The sequence below is a fragment of the Rhodococcus sp. BP22 genome (assembly GCF_014281965.1).
Lineage (GTDB): Bacteria > Actinomycetota > Actinomycetes > Mycobacteriales > Mycobacteriaceae > Rhodococcoides.
In genome coordinates this window covers 338,884-357,224 of the sequence record NZ_JACFTB010000005.1, presented here as the reverse complement: position 1 = coordinate 357,224, position 18,341 = coordinate 338,884, and the positions used below count along the sequence as shown (strand labels likewise).

Sequence of the window (18,341 nt, the reverse complement as noted above, 5' to 3'; positions counted from 1 at the left end):
CCGTGGCCAGGCACCTGCCCTGCTATCGTCACCTTCGTGCCGATCCCACGTCCCGCCGGCCTGGTGCTTCGCGCCGGTGTGCTGGCCACGATGTTCTTCGCTATGGTCGCTTCGCCGGTGTCTGCCGAACCTGCTCCCGCGGCGACGACGACCTGGCTGTGTCAGCCCGGCCAGCAAGGCGACCCGTGCGGCGGTAGGTCGGGGGCTCCGGTCGACTGCTTCTACGTCTACCCCACCGCATCGTTGCAACAGAGCACCAACGCGAACTTCGACACCTCTCCCGAGTTGCGCGCTGTGGCAGCCTTGCAGGCCGCTCCTTTCGGAGAGAATTGCAACGTGTGGGCGCCCGTGTACCGGCAGACCACCTTGCGCGCATTGTTCGCCGGGACGGCGGAAGAACGCACCGCCGCCGGGAATCTTGCGTACGCCGATATCGAGAATGCCTGGGACGACTACCTCGAGCACCACAACAACGGCCGCGGCGTGGTCCTCATCGGACACTCCCAGGGCACTTTCGTCCTGCGGAAGCTGATCGCCGATCACATCGATGGTCAGCCGGCCCAATCGAAACTGGTCTCGGCGCTGCTGATCGGCGGGAACGTGCTCGTCCGCAAGGGCGAGGGTGTGGGCGGCGACTTCGATTCGGTGCCCGCATGCACCGATCCGACGCAAACCGGTTGTGTCGTCGCCTATTCGGCATTCTCCAATCCTGCGCCTGAAGACGCGAGGTTCGGTCTGCCGCCGAACACGGCCGGACCCGACGTCGAAGTGCTGTGCACCAATCCAGGGTCCTTACGCGAGAACGCCGACGCTCCCATCCGCGGGATCATCGCGGGTCAAGCAGTCGACGGCTTCCGTGCTCGATGCACAACCGGCGAGGGCCCGCGTGTTCTCATGGTCGACGGGCCCGGGGCCTCGCTCATCCCGGCAGTGCCGGCCCCGAACTGGGGAATTCATCAGGTGGACATGAACGTCGCCCAACGAGACCTGGTAGATCTCGTCGGTGTTCAAGGCGCGGCATACGACGCCGCCGGTCGATAGTCGAGCAACGCTTTACCGGTTCGCCTCAATCGACGACCTGATAGATGCGCCAATTCGGTTGATCTGCACCCGTAGTGGGGACCTCGAATGCGAGTGTGGAGATGGTGGCACCGTTGTCGTAGATCGTCGGATACCTGCGGTTGACGGCGTCGGATTCGCCACGCCCGGTGTTGGGAACCGTCAGCAGGTACTTCACTCCCGCTGCCGCAGGATCGTTGAGAATCGTCGTGAAATCCTGGTCGGAGGGAACGACGAACTGCGAGGGGTTCGACGACGCGGCGACCACCGCGAACCCGTAGACGGTGTCGACGAGAACCGATCCTTCGGGCAGATTCTGTGCGTCCAGATATGCGGCGAGTTCGCGTTCGGTGGCGAACGAGTCGATGATCGTGCGAGCTGCGACTGCATCGGCATCGTCGGCCGAGGGGGTCGGGTCGAGTAGATATCCCAGCGCATATTCCTGGGGGGCCAGCTTCGGCTGCACCATCGCCCAGCCGGTGACCGGCACTGCCAGCACCGACAACACCACCAGCCCGACGCCGACCCCTGCCGGCACCATCGCACGAACCGGCCGGGGACGGTGGAACGCACCTTCTCGCCTCGTGTGCGGATTGCCTCGCGGCGGAACCAATTGCACCAATGCGACCACGGCGAGCGGTATCGCGCAGATATAGAACCGCAGAAAGCCGAAGGTGGAGCCGCCGATGAAGCTGACGGCCTGGAATGCGAGCACCGCCCCGAATACGACCGGGCCGACCAAGAATTCCAGATCGCGTCGCCGTAATGCGAGGACCGCTGATACCGGCAGGGCCACCAACAGGGCAGGCCCCAGCACAACAATGGCCGTCACCGCGAACACGGTGTTGCCCAGCGCTGTTCCCGTCGAACCGCCGGACTGCGCAAGAATCGCGGCATTGCCGTAGCCCGAGGACAATTGGGCCAACGCTTCCCCGGTGATCAACCAACTCGTCCCGGTCCACACCACGAACGCGGCGAAACCCGGCCCGGCCACGAGCACCCCGTCGAGCACGGCGCGGCGAATCATCGTCCGCCACTGCGCTCTGCCCCGTCGCATCACCGTGATCACCGCGACCAGCACAGCGGCACCGGCGATAGCGACGACGCCGTCGTATCGGGTGAGGTAGGCCAGCGCCAGCGCGATACCGGCGACCACCAGATCGTGGACGTCGTCGGTATGTACCCAGCGGATCAAGCGCCGCACCGCCCAGCAGACGAAGAACAGAAACACTGCTTCGCTCATACCGTTCGCACCGTAGAAGACGATCATCGGGTTGATCGCGAACACCACCGTGACGAGCACGCAGTACCGGGCCGAAAGACCCCGGTCGCGACAGATTCCATACACCATCACGACAGCACCTGCCATGAACGCTGCCGAGACCACGACTCCGGAGATGTTCCACCGGGTGATCGCCGGCCACCACGAAGACAACGCAACGATCGGCAACTGTGCCAACGCAGTCAACGGGGTGAAGATGAATCCGATGGCGGACACATGTGGGTCGCGGCTCAGGAGAACCGACTGTGCTGCAGAGGTCCGTGACAATGCGTCGCCGAGTAGGTAGCCGAACCTCAGGCTCAGCGTCAACCCGAACGCAAGGTAGCCCGCCAATGATGCGGTGAAGACGATCCACGGTGCGCGAGAGCTCACGGAAGAGCCTCTTCGGTCTCGACGGCTGCCGCGGTCGGCGTGTTCAGTCCGTGAAAGGTCTTCTCCCAGTACGACGGGTTCCGAATGAGCTGCCAGCATCCCTTGATTGCAGCAACGCTCATCATCACCCAGTACAGCGGCATCGTCAGACTCGGAACGAGAAGGTAAGCGTTGTCGCTTTCCCGACTGGCGATCAGGTACATGTAGATGGTGGCGACGTTGCCGATGATCAGTGACACCAGCGAGAAGTAGTAGATGTACGGCGGGAACAGTGCGGCCACGAGTGCTGGTTGCCCGAGAATCCAAGCGGCAGTGGTGAACCAGAAGATCATGTTGATGCAGGCACTGATCGGAGTACCCGCCAACAACAACGTCAACCGGTAGGTGCCGACCGGGCCCAGCGCACGCACGGTAGCGACGGGTCGACGCATATGCACCAACCACGTCTGAAGGTAACCCTTGTACCAGCGTGAACGCTGTCTGACCCAGTTGATCGGGTCACTGTTCGCTTCCTCGAGTGTGATCGAATCCAGTACCGCGGTGGAGTAACCGGATGCGGCGATACGCACTCCGAGATCGGCATCCTCGGTGACGTTGAAGCCGTCCCACGCGCCTACCTGCTCGATGACGTCACGCCGGAGATGATTGGAGGTGCCGCCCAACGGAATCGGTGAGGTGCTGCGCATCAAACCGGGGAGCAAGTAGCCGAACCACAGCGCGTAGTCCGCGGTGAACCATCCGGTCAGCAGATTCTGAGAGCCGTTGTGGAATGCCAACTTTGCTTGTACGCAGGCCACGGTATCGGGCAGACGGTCGAACGCGGCGATGACCCTACGCAGCTGCAGAGGTTCGGGGAGATCTTCGGCGTCGAAGATCGTGACAATGGTTCCGGTCGCAAAATGCAGTCCGTAGTTGCAGGCCTTCGGTTTGGTACGAGGGTCGCCGGCAGGGACGAGGATTACCTCCACGATCTGGCTGACTCCGCTGCGCGCCGCCGCGTCGATGGTGACGTCGTCGTCCTCTTCCAACAGCAGCAGAACTTGTAGTTTGTCCGGCGGATAGTTCAGGTTGGTCATGGCGGCGATGAGGTCGCCGACAACCTCGGGCTCGTTGTACGCCGGGACCAAAATCGTGTACGCGGGGAGAAGTTCGTCCGGAATCGCGAGTGCTTGCTCATCGGTGACCGTCACGATCGCTGTCGCATCCAGCCCTCGGGAGAAGATCAACAGGCGGTCGAACATCATCGCCAGATAACCCAGCGTGCACAACACCGTCAATACCAGCAGTGTCGGAACAGGATTCAGCAGGGCGCTCACCAGAGTGAGAACGGCGATGGAGATGGCGGTGTACTTCTGCCACGGCACGAAGGCAATCGCAGCCGACGCCAATGGATTTCGTCGGGCGAGTCCGTTGATGGCGTCGTCGAGCGCCTCTGCGCGAAACTGCTCTGTCTCCTCACCGACGCGCGGCGGCGTCCGCGGTGTGGTGCTCACTGTCCACCTCGGGTATCGGTTTTCCATTGCGCCCGAACGAGACCGGTACCGAACGAGGCCAGCAGCGTGCGGTCTTTGTACTCCGGTTCGGTGTCGGCGATGATGGAATTGCCGCGAAGGAATGTTGCGAGACTGGTACCGACGTTCGACGCCATCGACGGTATCGGCCTGGGGAATGAAGCGCCGTCCTCGTGATTGTCCACGCTGATGATCGTCACCCGCTGGGTGACGTCGCCGCGTACCCAGGTGAAGACCAATTTTGTCCAGGTCAACAACAATGCGTCGCTGACCGAGGTGTACAGGGTTCCGGTCACTCCGTGCCCGAGGGGCACCTGCAGTGGAGCGCTGGTGCGGGTATTGCTCAGCCGATACAGAGTGCTTTCCGGATAGATCGCCAAGCTGGCTCGGTTGGTGGTGGAGAGGACGTCCACGACGACAGTTCGTGGTCGTGATTGGATGTCCCATTCGGGGTTTCCGTCTTCGGCTTTCATCGTCTGCCGGGTCAGCGTCGCTGTTTGACCGAAGTACGAGCGCACCCAGTCGTACGATTGGAGCGCTGTCCGGTTCCACCCGGTCGGCGGAACCAACGGCACGGACGTCGATCCCGGAGGGCCGGCGGTATCCGGGATGACCGTTGTCTCGGGCAGCGGCAGAAAGAGCAGGATCACCGCAGCAACGATCACCATGATCGCCGAACTCGGAGACCGTTTCGCCGAAGACGAGGACATGCCCTTCGGCAACGGTTTCTTGCTCTCACCGCGCCGGGAGAGCAAATAGAATCCCACCCCGATCACCATCGAGGCACCGACCGTCGGGATGAGTTGCATCAGAACGACATCGATTCGAGGCCAGAGGGCCAAGATGAACGCCAGCACCGCAAACCCCGTCGCCACCGTGCAGACGAATCCGAGCCACGCCCTACGACGAGTACGACCGACAGCTATCGCACCTGCGACCCCGCCCAACACCACCAGCACTGCTCCGTAGGCGAATCGGCTTCCACCGACGTTGATGGCGACCAACCGATACATCAACGGGCTCAATGCCAGCAGCAGCAACCACACCGACCAGAATCGGCCGACCGGCCGAAGACCGAACAACAGGATCGCGCCGCCGAAGAAGAACACCAACGCCGACAGGATATCGAGGTGCGCGAGTGCGTACTGCTCGGAGTAACGCGGCAACCACAAGGCTTTGACGGCGATCGATGCCAGCAACGCGAGACCGCCGACAATGACGTCGGTCTGTCGATCGTGAATCGGCAGCTCTCCGGCCCGGCGGCGAGCCACCCCCTGCGCGGCCACAGCCGCCAGGAACGGGAGCACGAAAATGTATGCGGTGATGGCGCCGTTCGTGGCTTCCTCCAACACCCGCTTCCAGGTGGGGAAGAACGCGACCACGACGCACCCGGTGAGCAGAAGCCACCGAAGCACGATCATCGTGGCCGGGTGCGCCGTCCATCCCGTTTTCTCCGGTGCTGAATCGAGATGTTCGACGTCGTCGCTGCTCGAGTCCCCTTCCCCGGTGTTGTCGGGTCCGGCCTCGGCATCGGCGGTCATGACGGCGGTGAATCGTCGCGGCGGCGGTGGCGACGGCGACCAGAGCGGCGAGAGCGCACAACGAGGACGACCGCTCCTACGAGAGCGACGAGCAATACTGCGCCGGCAATTCCGAGAAGCGTCACGCTCAGGCGATCGACGCCGGACCCGCTGGCCTCCGTCGACTCCCCCGATGACTCCCCTGCCAGGTCCCCGCTCGACAACGACACCGGCTCGATTCCCGGTGCAGCGAAGAGAATGTCGCCGCTGCGGCCGAACCAACGCGACGGATCGGCGTCGAGCCAACCCAGAAGTGCGTCGAGCCGGCCCCCTTTGCCTGTCGACGATGCCACCAACAGTGCCTGGTTGTTCTCGGTCGTAGTCACCTGCAGGCTGGCGTAAGACACCCCTGGATCGACGGTGAGCGAGGAGCTGGTCTCCGAGTCTGATTCGGAGTCTGATTCCTGCGTTGCGATCGAGAACGTGGTAGCTCCGGACGAGGACAACGGCAACGTGAGCGAGTCCGGTAGACCGCCGTCTGCGGCAATCACGACGGCCGGGTCGGAGCTGGCGAGCGCGTCGTCGAGAGAAACGACCTGCGGCATGATCGGCCTGGCGGACAGGCGCTGCAGTCCGGTCACGACCGAGACGGCACGGGCGGTATCGGCGAAGGTTTCCTGGGTCATCGCTACGTCGAACTGCGGCATCAAGGCTTGCGGCAGCGATCCGAATCCCAGCGGAGCCGGCGTCGAGGAAGGTCCGGATCGGACGACAGTGGAACCGTCGATCGTGATGGTCGACGCTGCCTGCGTGTCACATCCGGCGGCCGAATCCGAGGGGTGCTCGACGCTGACGTCGAGGGTGATAGCTTTCCGCAGCTCGGCGTTCGGGATCTCGACCCACTGATCCAACCGACCCGAATCGTCGGCGGACCACGATGCGATCGTCTTGCCTCCCACTCCGGCAGTGATCGATCCGACGCCCGGTGTGTAATTTCCGGTCAGATGCAGCGACACGTCCGAGACCGAGCGGCCGAGGCGCGCTTGATCGAGCGTGAGAGACGCAGTTGCGGTGGTGTCGCCCTTCCCGGTGACAGTCCCGATTCCGAGATCGTCGAGTGTCGTCGAGTCCGGCGCAAGGACAGCGCGAGGAGCCGACGCCCCCGCGAGTGCTTTGGTCGTCACCGCCAACTCGGAGATGCTGCTGGTGATCAATCGAGTTTGATCGGTCAGCGCCGTACCGCTACCGGTGACGAACAGCCGTGGAGGTGATTGATCGATGGGAAAGATCAGTTCTGCTCCGGCGTCCTTGTTTTCGGCCACGACGACGGACCGTTCGAACGCCTTGTCCGGTTGCGACCCCTGCAATTCGGTGTCCGGACGCACGAGGACCCGAACGGGCTGCGCACCGTAGTAGTCGATCACCGAAGTCGTCAGTGTCAACACTGCGGAGATCATGTCGCGGTTGGGCTGGGCAGGCATGAACACTGTGAGCTGCCGAAGTACCGGCGGCAGGAACTCGGAGATCGTGCGCGGGATCGACGGCACACCGGTGAAATCGACTCTGGCGTCGAGGAGTCGCAGCTGCGCGTCGAGGACATTCGGGCAGAAGCCCGCGTCGGGAATCAGCGTCGACGCGAGATCGAGGGTCACAGCTCCGTCGACAACTGGAACTGCTGCCAGCGGGATGGAGACAGGGATGGTCGGTGCGTCACCCCCGAGCGCGACACGTGAGATGGGCCGGTTGCCGGACTCCACATCGATCCAACCTCGATCGAGCCAGGCCGGGACGGTGAGCACCGCGTTCAACGACGACGGCCCGGTACCCGGTGGCACCGGCACGGTGATCTGAGTACGGCCACTCTGCCCATTCAGTGCAATCGAACTACCTAGGCCGGTCTCGCTGAGGGACAGCGAGATCGGATCCGTCTCTTCCGCGTCCGCGTCCTGCGCGTGCGCGATTCCAGGTACGGAAGAAAGGACCATAATCGCAACGATCCCACCGATCGCGGCTATTCGAGCATTACAGCGTGAAGGCACACCAATAGTCGACGACATCAAATAGTCCGGCCCTTTAGGTGGAAGTGGCATCTCTCGAGAATTATTATGACCGATCAGGAGTGAAGAGTCCTCGATGTTTATCGAATTTATCGTTACCGACCGTGACCAGGTGAGGGGACCCCTGAAAAGCGTGGAGATAAACAATCCCAGCGACCAGTATGGTTGGAATTGCGGGATCGAAGAATTATTTGACGGTCGATATGCCATTCAACGGGAGCGAATGTACCGACTGTCAATACACAGGCCTATCATCTGCGATATGCCGAGTATGGTTCGTTTCCGTCGAGTCGCCGCCGTGGCACTCGCGGGACTCCTCGTCACCGTCACCGGTGCAGTACCGACAGACGCTGCGCCGTCGCCGGGAGCTCGCGTGAGCGCGGGCGCCGACGGACTGACACTCGACGGCGCACCGTGGTGGCCGACGGGATTCAATGCCTACCAGCTCGCGACGGATTGGTCCGTCAATGCCGGATGCGGGGCCATGGTCGATCTCGACAGCTACTTCGCGGCGCTGCCCGCACACTCACTGACGCGCTTCGACGCGTTTCAAGCTCTCGCGATCAACAGTTTCACCGGCAACCTCGACTTCGGTCCCATGGACGCAGTCTTCGCCGCGGCCGAAGCGCACGATCAACTTCTGATCCCAGTCTTGTCACCGCAGGACGGGGCGTGCGAAGACAACGCCTTCAAGGACCGACAGTGGTACATCGACGGCTGGACGACGCCACCGCCTTCCCCCACCGCAACTGCACTTCTGAGCTTCGAGCAGTGGTCCGACACCGCCGTCGCGCGCTGGAAGGACTCACCTGCACTTGCCGCGTGGGAACTCGTCGGCGAACCGGAAACGAGCACCTGCACCGACGCGAATTGTTCCTGGGAGAATCGAACCTGTACCTCCGACGCAGATGACGTTCTACGCAGTTTCTTCGATACCGCCGGCGCACGGGTGCGCACCCTCGATCCTCGGACCTTGATCACCGCCGGGCTCACCGGCGGCGGCCAATGTGGAAGCCAAGGCGAAGAATACCGCTACCTGGCACAGTCACCCGCCGTCGATGTTCTTCAGTACCACGACTACGGCGCCGACGGGGTCGCACTGCCCGGCGATCAGTGGAACGGACTCCAGCGTCGGATCACCCAAACGGCAGAGGTCGGCAAGCCCCTCTTGGTGGCCGAGATCGGGGAACTCGCGGGATCCTGCACGGATACGGCAGATCGCGCCGCGCACATCGAGACGAAAATCGACGGTCAGCGGGCGGCAGGCACCGCTGGGGCACTGCTGTGGGCGTTCGTTCCGGATGCGAGACCGACCGAGTGCACGTTCGACATCGGGCCGAGCGATCCGCTCTGGCAGGTCCTCGATCAGGGAACCTCGAACTAGCCGCTTGCATTCGCACGCCCCGAGTATTCATACTCGATCTAACATTTGTAGGTGTACAACTATCGGGCGGCCCATATGACAGAACCTTCGTCACAGCGCCGATACCTCGTTCTCGGCATCTGCTGCCTCAGCCTCTTCCTGGTCAGCATCGACAACACCATCGTCAACGTCGCACTTCCGTCGATTCGGGCCGAGCTGAACTCGTCGGTGACCGGTCTCCAATGGATCATCGACGCGTACACCCTCGTCCTGGCTTCGCTGCTGATGCTCGGCGGCTCTTCCGCGGATCGTTTCGGGCGCAAGAGGATCTTCATGATCGGCACCGGATCCTTCATCATCGGATCGCTACTGTGCAGTGTCGCGCCGTCACTGGGCTGGTTGGTGGCATTCCGCATGATTCAGGCCGTCGGCGGATCGATGATGAATCCGGTCGCAATGTCGATCATCACCAACACGTTCGACAACCCCAAGGAACGCGCAGGCGCAATCGGCGTCTGGGGTGGAGTCGTCGGCGTGTCGATGGCCGCGGGGCCGTTGCTGGGCGGGGTGCTCGTGACGTCGGCAGGGTGGCAATCGATCTTCTGGGTGAACGTACCGATCGGACTTCTCGCGTTGGCACTGACGTGGAAGTACGTCCCGGAATCCAAGGCACTCCATGCGCGCAAATTCGATCCCGCGGGACAGATCCTCATGATCGCGTTGCTCGCCGGTCTGGTGTTCACGATCATCGAGGGATCGGCAAAGGGCTGGACCTCCCTTCTCATCCTCACGACGGGCGCGGTGACCCTCGCATCACTCGTCGGGCTGATCCTGACGGAGTCCAGACGCACCGAACCGCTCATCGAACTGTCGTTCTTTCGCAGCGTCCCGTTCAGCGGCGCCACGATCATCGCCGTGTGCTCCTTCGCGTCGCTGGGTGGCTTCCTGTTCCTCAACACCTTGTACCTGCAGGATGTCCGCGGCTACTCCCCACTGCACGCCGGCCTGTACACGTTGCCGATGGCCTTGATGACCCTCGTTTTCGCCCCGATCTCCGGACGTATCACCGGATCCCGCGGGCCACGCATCTCACTGGTGGTCGCCGGGATGGGATTCATCGTCTCTGCCACGATGCTCACCCGTCTGACTGCGGACACGTCCTTCGGCTGGCTTGCGGTGGCGTACATCATTTTCGGTATCGGCTTCGGTGTGGTGAACGCCCCCATCACCAACACCGCAATATCGGGCATGCCACGCAGCCAGGCCGGCGTCGCATCCGCGATCGCGTCGACGAGCCGACAGGTCGGCCAATCGCTCGGAGTCGCGGTCGTCGGATCGATTGTGACCGCAGGTCTGGTCGGCAGCTTCGAGGACGGTTTCGTCGACGCTGCGAGACCGGCCTGGACAGTCCTGTTGTGCGCCGGTGTCGTGGTTCTGATTCTGGCCGTCGTCACCACCGGAGGGTGGGCGCGCGGTACCGCACACGCCGTCGCCTCCCGCTCGAAGGAGTTGGTCTCGTGAACGCCCCCGATGTCTGGTCCGACCTGCGCAAGCTCGTTCTCGAGGTGTCCGATCCACACCGCGCCGTCGTCGCCGCGACCGGCGAGAGCTTCTTCAGAACGAAAGTTCTCCGACGGCTCCTGCACGGACCGCTCTCGGCGGGCGAACTCGCCGAACAGCTCGGCTCCGATCCGCCGTACCTGTCGATCGCCCTTCGTGACCTGGAAGCCAGAGGCCACCTCGAACGCACGGAGGACCCGTTCGACCGACGTCGACGCGTCGTGGCCCTCACCGACTCCGGTCGTGAACTCGCGCGCGTGGCGAACGATGTCCTTCGAACACCGCCTGCGGCCCTGAACGCCCTGAACGAGGCAGACCTCGCTACCTTGGCGCGGATTCTGTCCTCGCTACTCGGCGACTCGGTCACGTCTGCGTAGGCGTACAAGCACCCGCTAGTCTTCGTAGGTGACGACGATGTCCTGAAACCCCTTGTTCCGCTGCGCTTCTGCCTGGCCGGTGTAGGACTTCTTGTCCCCCTCGGTGAGTTCGACATTGTCTGTGAACGGCGTCAGTAGCGCACGGGGATGCAGTCCGTCGACTCGAACGGCATTGATCTCGATACAGAGAACGATGAGTACCGATGCTACATAAAGGAATCCGAGCAAGCCGAGCACGATCGCGAAGACTCCGTTACTGGTGCTGACGTTGCCCACCACATATCGAATGTAGATTCCTCCGAACGCTTGCAATGCCTGCCAGAGCACTGCGGCGACGATTGCCCCCGGCAGTACGTTCCGGAGGGTCAGCGGGCGGGGCGTTCCGATTCTGAATGCTGCGGAGAAGACCACGGCGTTGACTACGACGGCGCCGATCAGGGCCAGCGTGCCACCTGCAAACCCGAAGACGCCGGAGGATGCAACGGCGTTGAGAACGGTCAGCCCGATGATGGCCGTACCGACAGTGCTGAGCAGCAGTAGACCCCGCAGTCGTGCTCGCAGCGGGTCCGGCTGCTCGTTGCGCGGAACGGACCAAGCGGTGTTCATCGCGTACTGCGCGGCTAGCGAGATGCCGAGCCCGCCGTAGAGCGAGCCGACTATGCCGATGACGATCGCCGTCACACCGCCGCTGAGACGGTCCGGTTCGCCGAGTTGATCTCCGATGACGGGTATCTGACTCATCGCCGAGTCGAGGATGCTGGCCTGCAGGTCCGGATTACCGGCGAGCACGATGCCCAGCAGCGTGGTGAACAAGAGCAACAGCGGAAACAGCGACAAGAACGCGTAGTACGCGATCAGGGCAGCGAGGTATCCGCCGCGGTCGTCGAGGAATTTGTACACCACGGCCAGCGGGAATCCCGCCGATGGATGCCTTCTTTGAAACTCGTCCAGTCGCGCCAGCATCATCGGTCGAATCCAGCCATGCTTGTCACACTCCTTCGCCGCGCCACTCGCGACCGACTCACCCATACCCACTGCTCACCCATCCGACACCGCCTCCGGCCATGACCGTCGGACGGCTCTGGCACCATCGAGGACATGAGAGCTGTGACTAGGGCTGGAGCTGGGAGGCAGGGGTGAGTGACGACCGCGAGTACACCGAGGATGGACACTTCATCGTGATCGATGGTCGCCGCTGGAGAGCGACCGACCCTTCCATTCCCGAGGACCGCAACGCCGAACTACGGTCGATTCTCATGGCCTGGCGACGCGACGTTCGCTCCACCGGGGGTGCCGCCGCCTCCCGAGCGGGGGTGCAGGCCGCGAAAGTCGCTCTGGGAGAACGTGGCACACCGTGGTGGGAGCAGTCTGAATCCGAGCGTCGGGCCAGGTGGGAGAAGGACGTCCCGCGACCGGACGCGTGACCACCCGGCCGTAAGGTCGCTAGGGAAAGCGTCGCGTGGCACGAGCATCTGGAGCACCTGAATCGACATGGAACTAGTTTCTTCACTACCCGCCGATACCCCTCTGCACCAGGTTGCAGAACGCGTCAGGCGCATAGAGGATCTCGGTTTCGACACCGTGCACATCTCCGAAACCGTCCGAGATCCGTTCGCGGTCGCTGCCCTGGCCGTCGAGCACAGCTCCACGCTGGTCGTCCGGACGTCGATGGTGGTGGCGTTTGCGCGTAGCCCGATGGTGACGGCGTTGGCGGCCTGGGATTTGGCGAGCTTCTCCGGTGGCCGGTTCCAGTTGGGGTTGGCGACTCAGGTGCGGGGGAACATCGTCGGGCGGTATTCGATGCCGTGGACAGACCCTGTTGCGCAACTGCGGGACTACATCCGCGCTGTTCGGGCGATCTTCGGAGCATTTCGTGACGGAACAGCGTTGGATTACCAGGGCACGCACTACACGTTCGATCGCTTGCAGCCATATTTCAATCCGGGTCCGATCGACGTCCCGTCGCCGGAAATATGGACGGGCGGAGTCAATGCACGGATGTGCAGGCTCGCCGGCGAGATTGCCGACGGCTTTGTCGTTCATCCCACGTGTTCGCATCCCAAAGTGCTCGAAGAGATCACCATTCCGAGCCTCGAACGTGCCGGCCGAAGGCCTCGCATCATCGCGGTCCCGAAGACGATCACCGGTCGCGACGCGGCAACGGTGGCCTCGGCCCGGGAACCTGTGCGAAAAGAACTTGCGTTCCTGTACTCCACCCCGGCCTATCGTCTCGCTCTGGATGCACTCGGATTGTCCGAGGTCGGCGAGAAGCTGACCGCCATGTCCCGCTCGGGTGACTGGGCTGATCTCGCTGATGTAATCACCGATGACGTACTGGACGTGCTGGTCACGCAATGCACATACGCGGAGCTGCCTGCAGCTCTTGCATCGAAGTACGAAAATCTTTGCGATGGTATCGCTTTGGCAGTTCCATTGGATCGTGCCGATGACGGGGAGTTTCGGAAGATGTGCGCGGAGCTTCGAGTTCCGAAGTAATTCGTGACGAGCTCAGCGACTCCGGAAGCGGTCGATGGCGGCGGCGCGACGAGCAGAAAGTCGTGCCCAGACGCTCTGCTGAATTGCCAGAGTGGCCCAGCCTGCCACCGCCATACCGGTGATGTTGAGCAGCAGTTGAAGAGTGCTTCCCCAAATTTCCGTACCAACCCCGAATGCTATTCCGAGCGCGACGTTTCCGGCGGCAGGCACCGTAGTCACCGAGATGAACACCCCGGACAACCCACCCGTCTTCGCCGAGGTGATCGACAGAACCCCTGCTGCTGCCGCGATGACTGCCACGATGAACGACCATTTGTCCGGTGAGTAGATGAAAGCGGTGCTCGGTCGAGGTCCTGTGACGTCATCGATGACCACCCAGCCCACCGCGCGCGCCACAAGTACGAAGAGAGTGGTCGTAGCGATCGAGAGAACGAATCCGACCACGAGGGTCCTGCTCGCACGGACCAGCAGCGTAGGTCGTTTCCGCACCAGCGCGACACCGAGAGCTGCGATAGCCCCGAACTCCGGGCCCAGAACCATTGCACCGATTATCAGGATCTGCGAATCGATGACGATCGCGATCGATGCGAGCAGCGTGGCCATGCCCATGAAACTCAGGTAAGTCCAATTCAGTTCGGTGTCGTCGTACGAGCGCTGCGCCACATCCGCCCACACCACCGAGTCTGCGCTGCTGCCCGGAGTTCGCTTCTCTGCTTCGAATCCCGAGCGCGAGAGCCAGCTACGAACCGGCTCGATATGGATGCTGCCATCCTGATGCACTCCGAGATCGCGTAGGAAGTCGATGATCTCGTTCGCTCCCTCCCGCGCTATATCGGCGACGACGAGGTCACCGACAGGTTCGACGGAAGCCTCGCGTGTCACCGCGATACCGCTGACAGCGGGACTGTCGACAAGACATGCGAGCACGTCCTGAGTCAGCATCGAAGGCGAGAGGATACGCAGGTGCAGCATGCCCATATTCTGCGCACATCCCGGACAGACCCCAGCATCGACTCCCTCTCGATTCATCCGCGGTCGACGCATTCGGGCAGTCGCTCTCGATCGAACACGAGCTCGCCTTACTTGCATTATTGCGCAAGTAAGAATACCGTCAATCCACATAATGCATTAATGCGAAACTCAAGAATCTGTGGAGGTCCGCGATGAGGACTCGATACCGGCATGCGGAACACTCGGCTTCGGGTGTTCCTGGCGCCGTGACTGTGGTCGGACTACACGAATCCTCCCCGCGAGCACGGCAACCCGACGGTTCGATTCACGGCTGGGTTGCCATGGAGGAGTACGCCGCCGTCATCGAGAACCTCACGTCACTGCGTGTGACACGACTTCCGCTGGCCGACTGCACCGAGACCGACATCGCTACCGCCACGATGGCAGCGTCGGTCGTCTCCACGCTGGGCCACCGCGGCATTTCCCCCAGCCGTGGGCGAGTGATCCTCGCCTGCCCCGAACGCGCCCCACTACTGGGTCCAGTGCTCATCGAGTGTGGAGTCGGAAGCGTCACCAGTTGGAGTAACCATGACGCGCAAGACTTTTCGCTGCGCCGCCTGCTCACGCACAATGACGTTCTGGTGGACCTGTCCGACTCGGCAAGTCGGCTCGGCGGGGAAATCGAAGGATCGATCACTCTCGGATCGAATCCTGTTGCGGCCGTTTCGCTCGCACTGACCGGGCTTCTCGATGCACTGAACCGGAGGACACTACCCCGCGTCGACGCACGAGTTCTGGCAGCCTGCGCGCGCGCACTGAATGACCTCGAAACATCCGGCCTCCAGCCCAGCCGGTGACAACTGCGAATCGGCAACCTCATGCCACCTCGAAGGGATACCCCATGACCGCCTCGAGCACTGTCGATCTCGATATCGGCTGCCCACCGACTTCACACGCCGATCTCCTGATGTGGGTGAGCGACGTCGCGGAACTCACCACACCCGACCGGGTTGTCTGGTGCGACGGCACCTCGGAAGAATGGGACAGGCTGACGGCACTACTCGTAGCCAAAGGCACATTCGTCGAATTGAGCGAGCCCCCGAACTCCTTCCGCTGCGTATCCAATCCCGAAGATGTTGCGCGCGTGGAAGATCGCACCTTCATCTGTTCGGAGAACGAATCGGATGCAGGACCGACGAACAATTGGATGGACCCGCTCGACATGACGACGGTGCTGACCGAGGAGTTCCGCGGCGCGATGGCGGGACGAACGATGTATGTCATCGGCTATTGCATGGGGCCCCTCGAGTCCGTCTCTCCGAAATTCGGCGTCGAGATCACCGATTCCGAATACGTCGCGGTATCGATGCGCGTGATGACTCGCACCGGCACCCCGATCTGGGATCGCATGGGCACACACGCAGACTTCGTCAAAGGACTTCACTCGGTCGGTGCTCCGCTCACACCGGGCCAACAAGACCTCTCGTGGCCGTGCGACAACACGAAATACATTGCCCACTTTCCTCAGACGCGAACCATCTGGAGCTACGGATCCGGATACGGCGGCAATGCCTTACTGGGTAAGAAGTCGTTTGCCCTGCGTATCGCTTCGGCGATGGCCCGCGACGAGGGGTGGCTTGCCGAGCACATGCTCATCTTGAAACTGACCTCCCCTGCCGCCGAAGTGCGTTACATCGCCGCGGCATTCCCCTCTTCGTGCGGCAAGACCAACCTCGCGATGCTCGAACCGACCCTCGATGGGTGGACCGCGGAAACCATCGGAGACGACATCGCCTGGATGCGATTCGGTGAGGACGGGCAGCTCTACGCCGTCAACCCCGAAGCGGGGTTCTTCGGCGTCGCTCCCGGTACTGGAATGGCCACGAACCCGAACGCCATGCGCACCATTGCCGGAGGCAACTCGATTTTCACCAATGTCGCCCTGACCGACGCCGGTGGTGTGTGGTGGGAGGGGATGACCGAGCAGCAGCCGGAGCATCTGATCGACTGGCGCGGGAACGACTGGTCACCGGAATCCGATACCACTGCCGCACATGCGAATTCACGCTATTGCACCCCGATAGACCAGTGCCCGACGGCTGCTGCGGAATGGAACGATCCAGCCGGAGTCCCCATTTCGGCGATCTTCTTCGGGGGTCGCCGTGCATCGACAGTGCCGTTGGTCACCGAGGCATTCGACTGGCAACACGGGGTATTCCTTGCTTCGATCCTCTCGTCGGAAACGACGGCAGCCTCGACCGGAAGCATCGGGGTGGTGCGCCGCGATCCCATGGCGATGCTGCCCTTCATCGGGTACCACGTCGGCGACTACTTCCAGCATTGGCTCGACATCGGGGCCGGTTCGAGCCGCCCAGGAGCTCTACCGAAGATCTTCTACGTGAACTGGTTTCGCCGTGATGACGACGGGGACTTCCTGTGGCCGGGCTTCGGGGAGAACCTTCGGGTGATCGACTGGGCGTTGCGCCGAATCGACGGAAAGGTCGACGCGTTGTCCACCCCTCTCGGCTACGTCCCCACCTCCGATTCCCTCGACCTGACCGGCCTCGACATCGATCGAGCCGATGTCGAGGCGGCACTCGCCGTCGACACCGACGAACTTCTCACAGAAATTCCCCTCATCGACCAGTGGTACGCCACCATCGGTGGCAACAAACTCCCCGATGCCCTACGTCAGGAGCTGAACTGGCTCAAGGTACGCCTGTGCGGCTACCCGAGAGGTCTGGAAAAGTCTCCTCAGCACCGGCTGGAACATCATTGCGTCGAGTCCGGGAACCCGAACCGATGATCACACCTCGACCCTCGATCCGGCAGCTGGTCGCCTACCTCGCCGGGCGGCCCCTGCCCGCGCAGTTCAGCGCCTGGGTCATCCACGACATCACCGGACCGGGTTCCACGCGGCACTACGCAACCCGGTGCATCGTCCCACTGGTCCCGCTGCTGGCCGCATGCTTGCTCGTGCCGGGCCCACTGTTCGTCCGCGCCGGCATGATGCTGATCCTGTTACTCCCGTTCGTCTATTTCATGATCGCTCTCAAACCGATCTATCAGCGTCATCGCCTGGTCACCCATGGGCTCGATCCCGCACTGTTGACCGCAAACAAGCAACGCACAATCGACGACGACGCGGCCCGCTATTCGGCGCGGTACCGAGGATTCTGATCGATCGCGCGGAGTAAAAGCTCTTCGATTCGAAGGTGAACGGGATCCGTATCATCCTCTGTTGCAATGATACTGAGAAACAGTGAGGCTCCCGCCGCCATAGCGATCAGCGCTCGAGCGTCGAGCACGGCGTCGTCCGCTGCATCCCGCGATGAACCCGCGGAGAACAGTTCGGCGGGAGGCCCGCTGAAGCTCTGCCAGAGCTGACGACGAAGATCCTCGTTACGAGCGAAGGTACTGATCAGACCCGGAACTGCTGCGCGCACTTCCGGTTTGGCGAACAGCTCGCGACTTCCTGTCGCCACCCACCGCACCCAACCGTTCGGGTCCGTACCGTCGAACGGCTCGAGGTCGGGTGTTGCTCCGAGGATCGAGTGCAACACCAACTCGGCTTTGGACGACCATCTTCGATCGATGGTGCCTCGACCGACGCCTGCACGGGCAGCGACGCCGCGCATGCTCAATTCTTCCCATCCGAGCTCCATCAGCAGCTCGCGGGTAGCCGACAACACTCGGTCGTCGACGCTGCTGTCTCGGGGGCGGCCGGCCCGACCTTTGCCGCTACTGCTATCCGGATTCATGAAATTTCGTCACACTCGCCGTTTATCGTCTA

16 protein-coding genes are annotated in these 18,341 nt (G+C 62.5%); 9 read left to right on the top strand and 7 right to left on the bottom strand.

Going from position 1 to position 18,341, the window contains the following annotated elements:
* The first annotated feature begins 36 nt into the window (after positions 1–36).
* A complete protein-coding gene (locus tag H2510_RS13435; RefSeq protein WP_315901367.1) occupies positions 37–1,041 on the top strand; it encodes a DUF3089 domain-containing protein in 1,005 nt (334 codons plus the stop codon).
* Positions 1,042–1,066: 25 nt separating this feature from the next.
* Here H2510_RS13435 and H2510_RS13430 read toward each other — a convergent pair whose 3' ends face one another.
* From H2510_RS13430 to H2510_RS13415, 4 genes are read right to left on the bottom strand one after another with little or no spacing between them, the layout of a single operon-like run.
* Positions 1,067–2,713 (bottom strand): glycosyltransferase family 39 protein, encoded by a 1,647-nt coding sequence (locus H2510_RS13430; protein WP_186628790.1) that lies wholly within the window; start codon positions 2,711–2,713, stop codon positions 1,067–1,069.
* Positions 2,710–4,233: a glycosyltransferase gene (locus H2510_RS13425; RefSeq protein ID WP_186628789.1), complete on the bottom strand. Its 1,524-nt coding sequence runs from the start codon at positions 4,231–4,233 to the stop codon at positions 2,710–2,712. Before H2510_RS13425 ends, H2510_RS13430 begins: the two co-directional genes overlap by 4 nt.
* Positions 4,203–5,765 carry a hypothetical protein gene (locus tag H2510_RS13420; protein ID WP_186628788.1) on the bottom strand — a complete coding sequence of 521 codons (1,563 nt, stop codon included), beginning with the start codon at positions 5,763–5,765 and terminating at the stop codon, positions 4,203–4,205. Before H2510_RS13420 ends, H2510_RS13425 begins: the two co-directional genes overlap by 31 nt.
* Positions 5,762–7,729: a hypothetical protein gene (locus tag H2510_RS13415; RefSeq protein WP_186628787.1), complete on the bottom strand. Its 1,968-nt coding sequence runs from the start codon at positions 7,727–7,729 to the stop codon at positions 5,762–5,764. Before H2510_RS13415 ends, H2510_RS13420 begins: the two co-directional genes overlap by 4 nt.
* A 334-nt stretch (positions 7,730–8,063) precedes the next feature.
* On the opposite strand from H2510_RS13415, the gene H2510_RS13410 reads away from it, so the two are divergent.
* The 3 genes from H2510_RS13410 (at position 8,064) to H2510_RS13400 (ending at position 11,101) form a co-directional block, all read left to right on the top strand.
* On the top strand, positions 8,064–9,185 hold the full coding sequence (locus H2510_RS13410) for a beta-mannosidase (RefSeq protein ID WP_222438695.1): 1,122 nt from the start codon (positions 8,064–8,066) through the stop codon (positions 9,183–9,185).
* A gap of 75 nt (positions 9,186–9,260) precedes the next feature.
* A complete protein-coding gene (locus H2510_RS13405; RefSeq protein ID WP_186628786.1) occupies positions 9,261–10,685 on the top strand; it encodes an MFS transporter in 1,425 nt (474 codons plus the stop codon).
* Complete coding sequence (locus H2510_RS13400) at positions 10,682–11,101, top strand: MarR family winged helix-turn-helix transcriptional regulator (protein WP_186628785.1); 420 nt, start codon at positions 10,682–10,684, stop codon at positions 11,099–11,101. Before H2510_RS13405 ends, H2510_RS13400 begins: the two co-directional genes overlap by 4 nt.
* A gap of 15 nt (positions 11,102–11,116) precedes the next feature.
* Here the strand turns inward: H2510_RS13400 and H2510_RS13395 are convergent, their stop codons facing one another.
* Entirely contained in the window at positions 11,117–12,064 is a 948-nt protein-coding gene (locus tag H2510_RS13395) for a YihY/virulence factor BrkB family protein (protein WP_186628908.1), read from the bottom strand.
* Positions 12,065–12,237: 173 nt separating this feature from the next.
* On the opposite strand from H2510_RS13395, the gene H2510_RS13390 reads away from it, so the two are divergent.
* Together H2510_RS13390 and H2510_RS13385 are read left to right on the top strand one after the other, a co-directional pair.
* The gene (locus H2510_RS13390) at positions 12,238–12,525 is read left to right on the top strand and encodes a hypothetical protein (protein WP_186628784.1); all 288 of its coding nucleotides are present in this window, start codon (positions 12,238–12,240) and stop codon (positions 12,523–12,525) included.
* 67 nt (positions 12,526–12,592) lie between these two features.
* Entirely contained in the window at positions 12,593–13,597 is a 1,005-nt protein-coding gene (locus H2510_RS13385; protein ID WP_186628783.1) for a TIGR03617 family F420-dependent LLM class oxidoreductase, read from the top strand.
* 12 nt (positions 13,598–13,609) lie between these two features.
* On the opposite strand, the gene H2510_RS13380 is transcribed toward H2510_RS13385, so the two are convergent.
* Entirely contained in the window at positions 13,610–14,569 is a 960-nt protein-coding gene (locus tag H2510_RS13380; RefSeq protein ID WP_186628782.1) for a DUF389 domain-containing protein, read from the bottom strand.
* A 191-nt stretch (positions 14,570–14,760) separates the two neighbouring features.
* On the opposite strand from H2510_RS13380, the gene H2510_RS13375 reads away from it, so the two are divergent.
* Genes H2510_RS13375 through H2510_RS13365 form a run of 3 tightly spaced genes read left to right on the top strand, consistent with a single transcriptional unit; the run spans position 14,761 to position 17,728 of the window.
* Positions 14,761–15,405 (top strand): hypothetical protein, encoded by a 645-nt coding sequence (locus H2510_RS13375; protein ID WP_186628781.1) that lies wholly within the window; start codon positions 14,761–14,763, stop codon positions 15,403–15,405.
* A gap of 44 nt (positions 15,406–15,449) precedes the next feature.
* Positions 15,450–17,354 (top strand): phosphoenolpyruvate carboxykinase (GTP), encoded by a 1,905-nt coding sequence (locus tag H2510_RS13370; RefSeq protein WP_186628780.1) that lies wholly within the window; start codon positions 15,450–15,452, stop codon positions 17,352–17,354.
* Complete coding sequence (locus H2510_RS13365) at positions 17,351–17,728, top strand: DUF5313 family protein (protein WP_186628779.1); 378 nt, start codon at positions 17,351–17,353, stop codon at positions 17,726–17,728. The genes H2510_RS13370 and H2510_RS13365 overlap by 4 nt, the downstream gene beginning before the upstream one ends.
* Here H2510_RS13365 and H2510_RS13360 read toward each other — a convergent pair.
* A complete protein-coding gene (locus H2510_RS13360) occupies positions 17,701–18,309 on the bottom strand; it encodes a TetR/AcrR family transcriptional regulator (RefSeq protein ID WP_186628778.1) in 609 nt (202 codons plus the stop codon). The genes H2510_RS13365 and H2510_RS13360 overlap by 28 nt on opposite strands.
* Positions 18,310–18,341: the final 32 nt, after the last annotated feature.

What these genes read in the sequence shown, in the direction of transcription:
- H2510_RS13380 (WP_186628782.1), bottom strand. Translation starts at nt 14,569, where the DNA reads ATGCTGCACCTGCGTATCCTCTCGCCTTCGATGCTGACTCAGGACGTG.
- H2510_RS13375 (WP_186628781.1), top strand. Translation starts at nt 14,761, where the DNA reads ATGAGGACTCGATACCGGCATGCGGAACACTCGGCTTCGGGTGTTCCT.
- H2510_RS13410 (WP_222438695.1), top strand. Translation starts at nt 8,064, where the DNA reads ATGCCGAGTATGGTTCGTTTCCGTCGAGTCGCCGCCGTGGCACTCGCG.
- H2510_RS13420 (WP_186628788.1), bottom strand. Translation starts at nt 5,765, where the DNA reads ATGACCGCCGATGCCGAGGCCGGACCCGACAACACCGGGGAAGGGGAC.
- H2510_RS13385 (WP_186628783.1), top strand. Translation starts at nt 12,593, where the DNA reads ATGGAACTAGTTTCTTCACTACCCGCCGATACCCCTCTGCACCAGGTT.
- H2510_RS13405 (WP_186628786.1), top strand. Translation starts at nt 9,261, where the DNA reads ATGACAGAACCTTCGTCACAGCGCCGATACCTCGTTCTCGGCATCTGC.
- H2510_RS13395 (WP_186628908.1), bottom strand. Translation starts at nt 12,064, where the DNA reads ATGCTGGCGCGACTGGACGAGTTTCAAAGAAGGCATCCATCGGCGGGA.
- H2510_RS13365 (WP_186628779.1), top strand. Translation starts at nt 17,351, where the DNA reads ATGATCACACCTCGACCCTCGATCCGGCAGCTGGTCGCCTACCTCGCC.
- H2510_RS13370 (WP_186628780.1), top strand. Translation starts at nt 15,450, where the DNA reads ATGACCGCCTCGAGCACTGTCGATCTCGATATCGGCTGCCCACCGACT.
- H2510_RS13425 (WP_186628789.1), bottom strand. Translation starts at nt 4,233, where the DNA reads ATGGAAAACCGATACCCGAGGTGGACAGTGAGCACCACACCGCGGACG.
- H2510_RS13415 (WP_186628787.1), bottom strand. Translation starts at nt 7,729, where the DNA reads ATGGTCCTTTCTTCCGTACCTGGAATCGCGCACGCGCAGGACGCGGAC.
- H2510_RS13360 (WP_186628778.1), bottom strand. Translation starts at nt 18,309, where the DNA reads ATGAATCCGGATAGCAGTAGCGGCAAAGGTCGGGCCGGCCGCCCCCGA.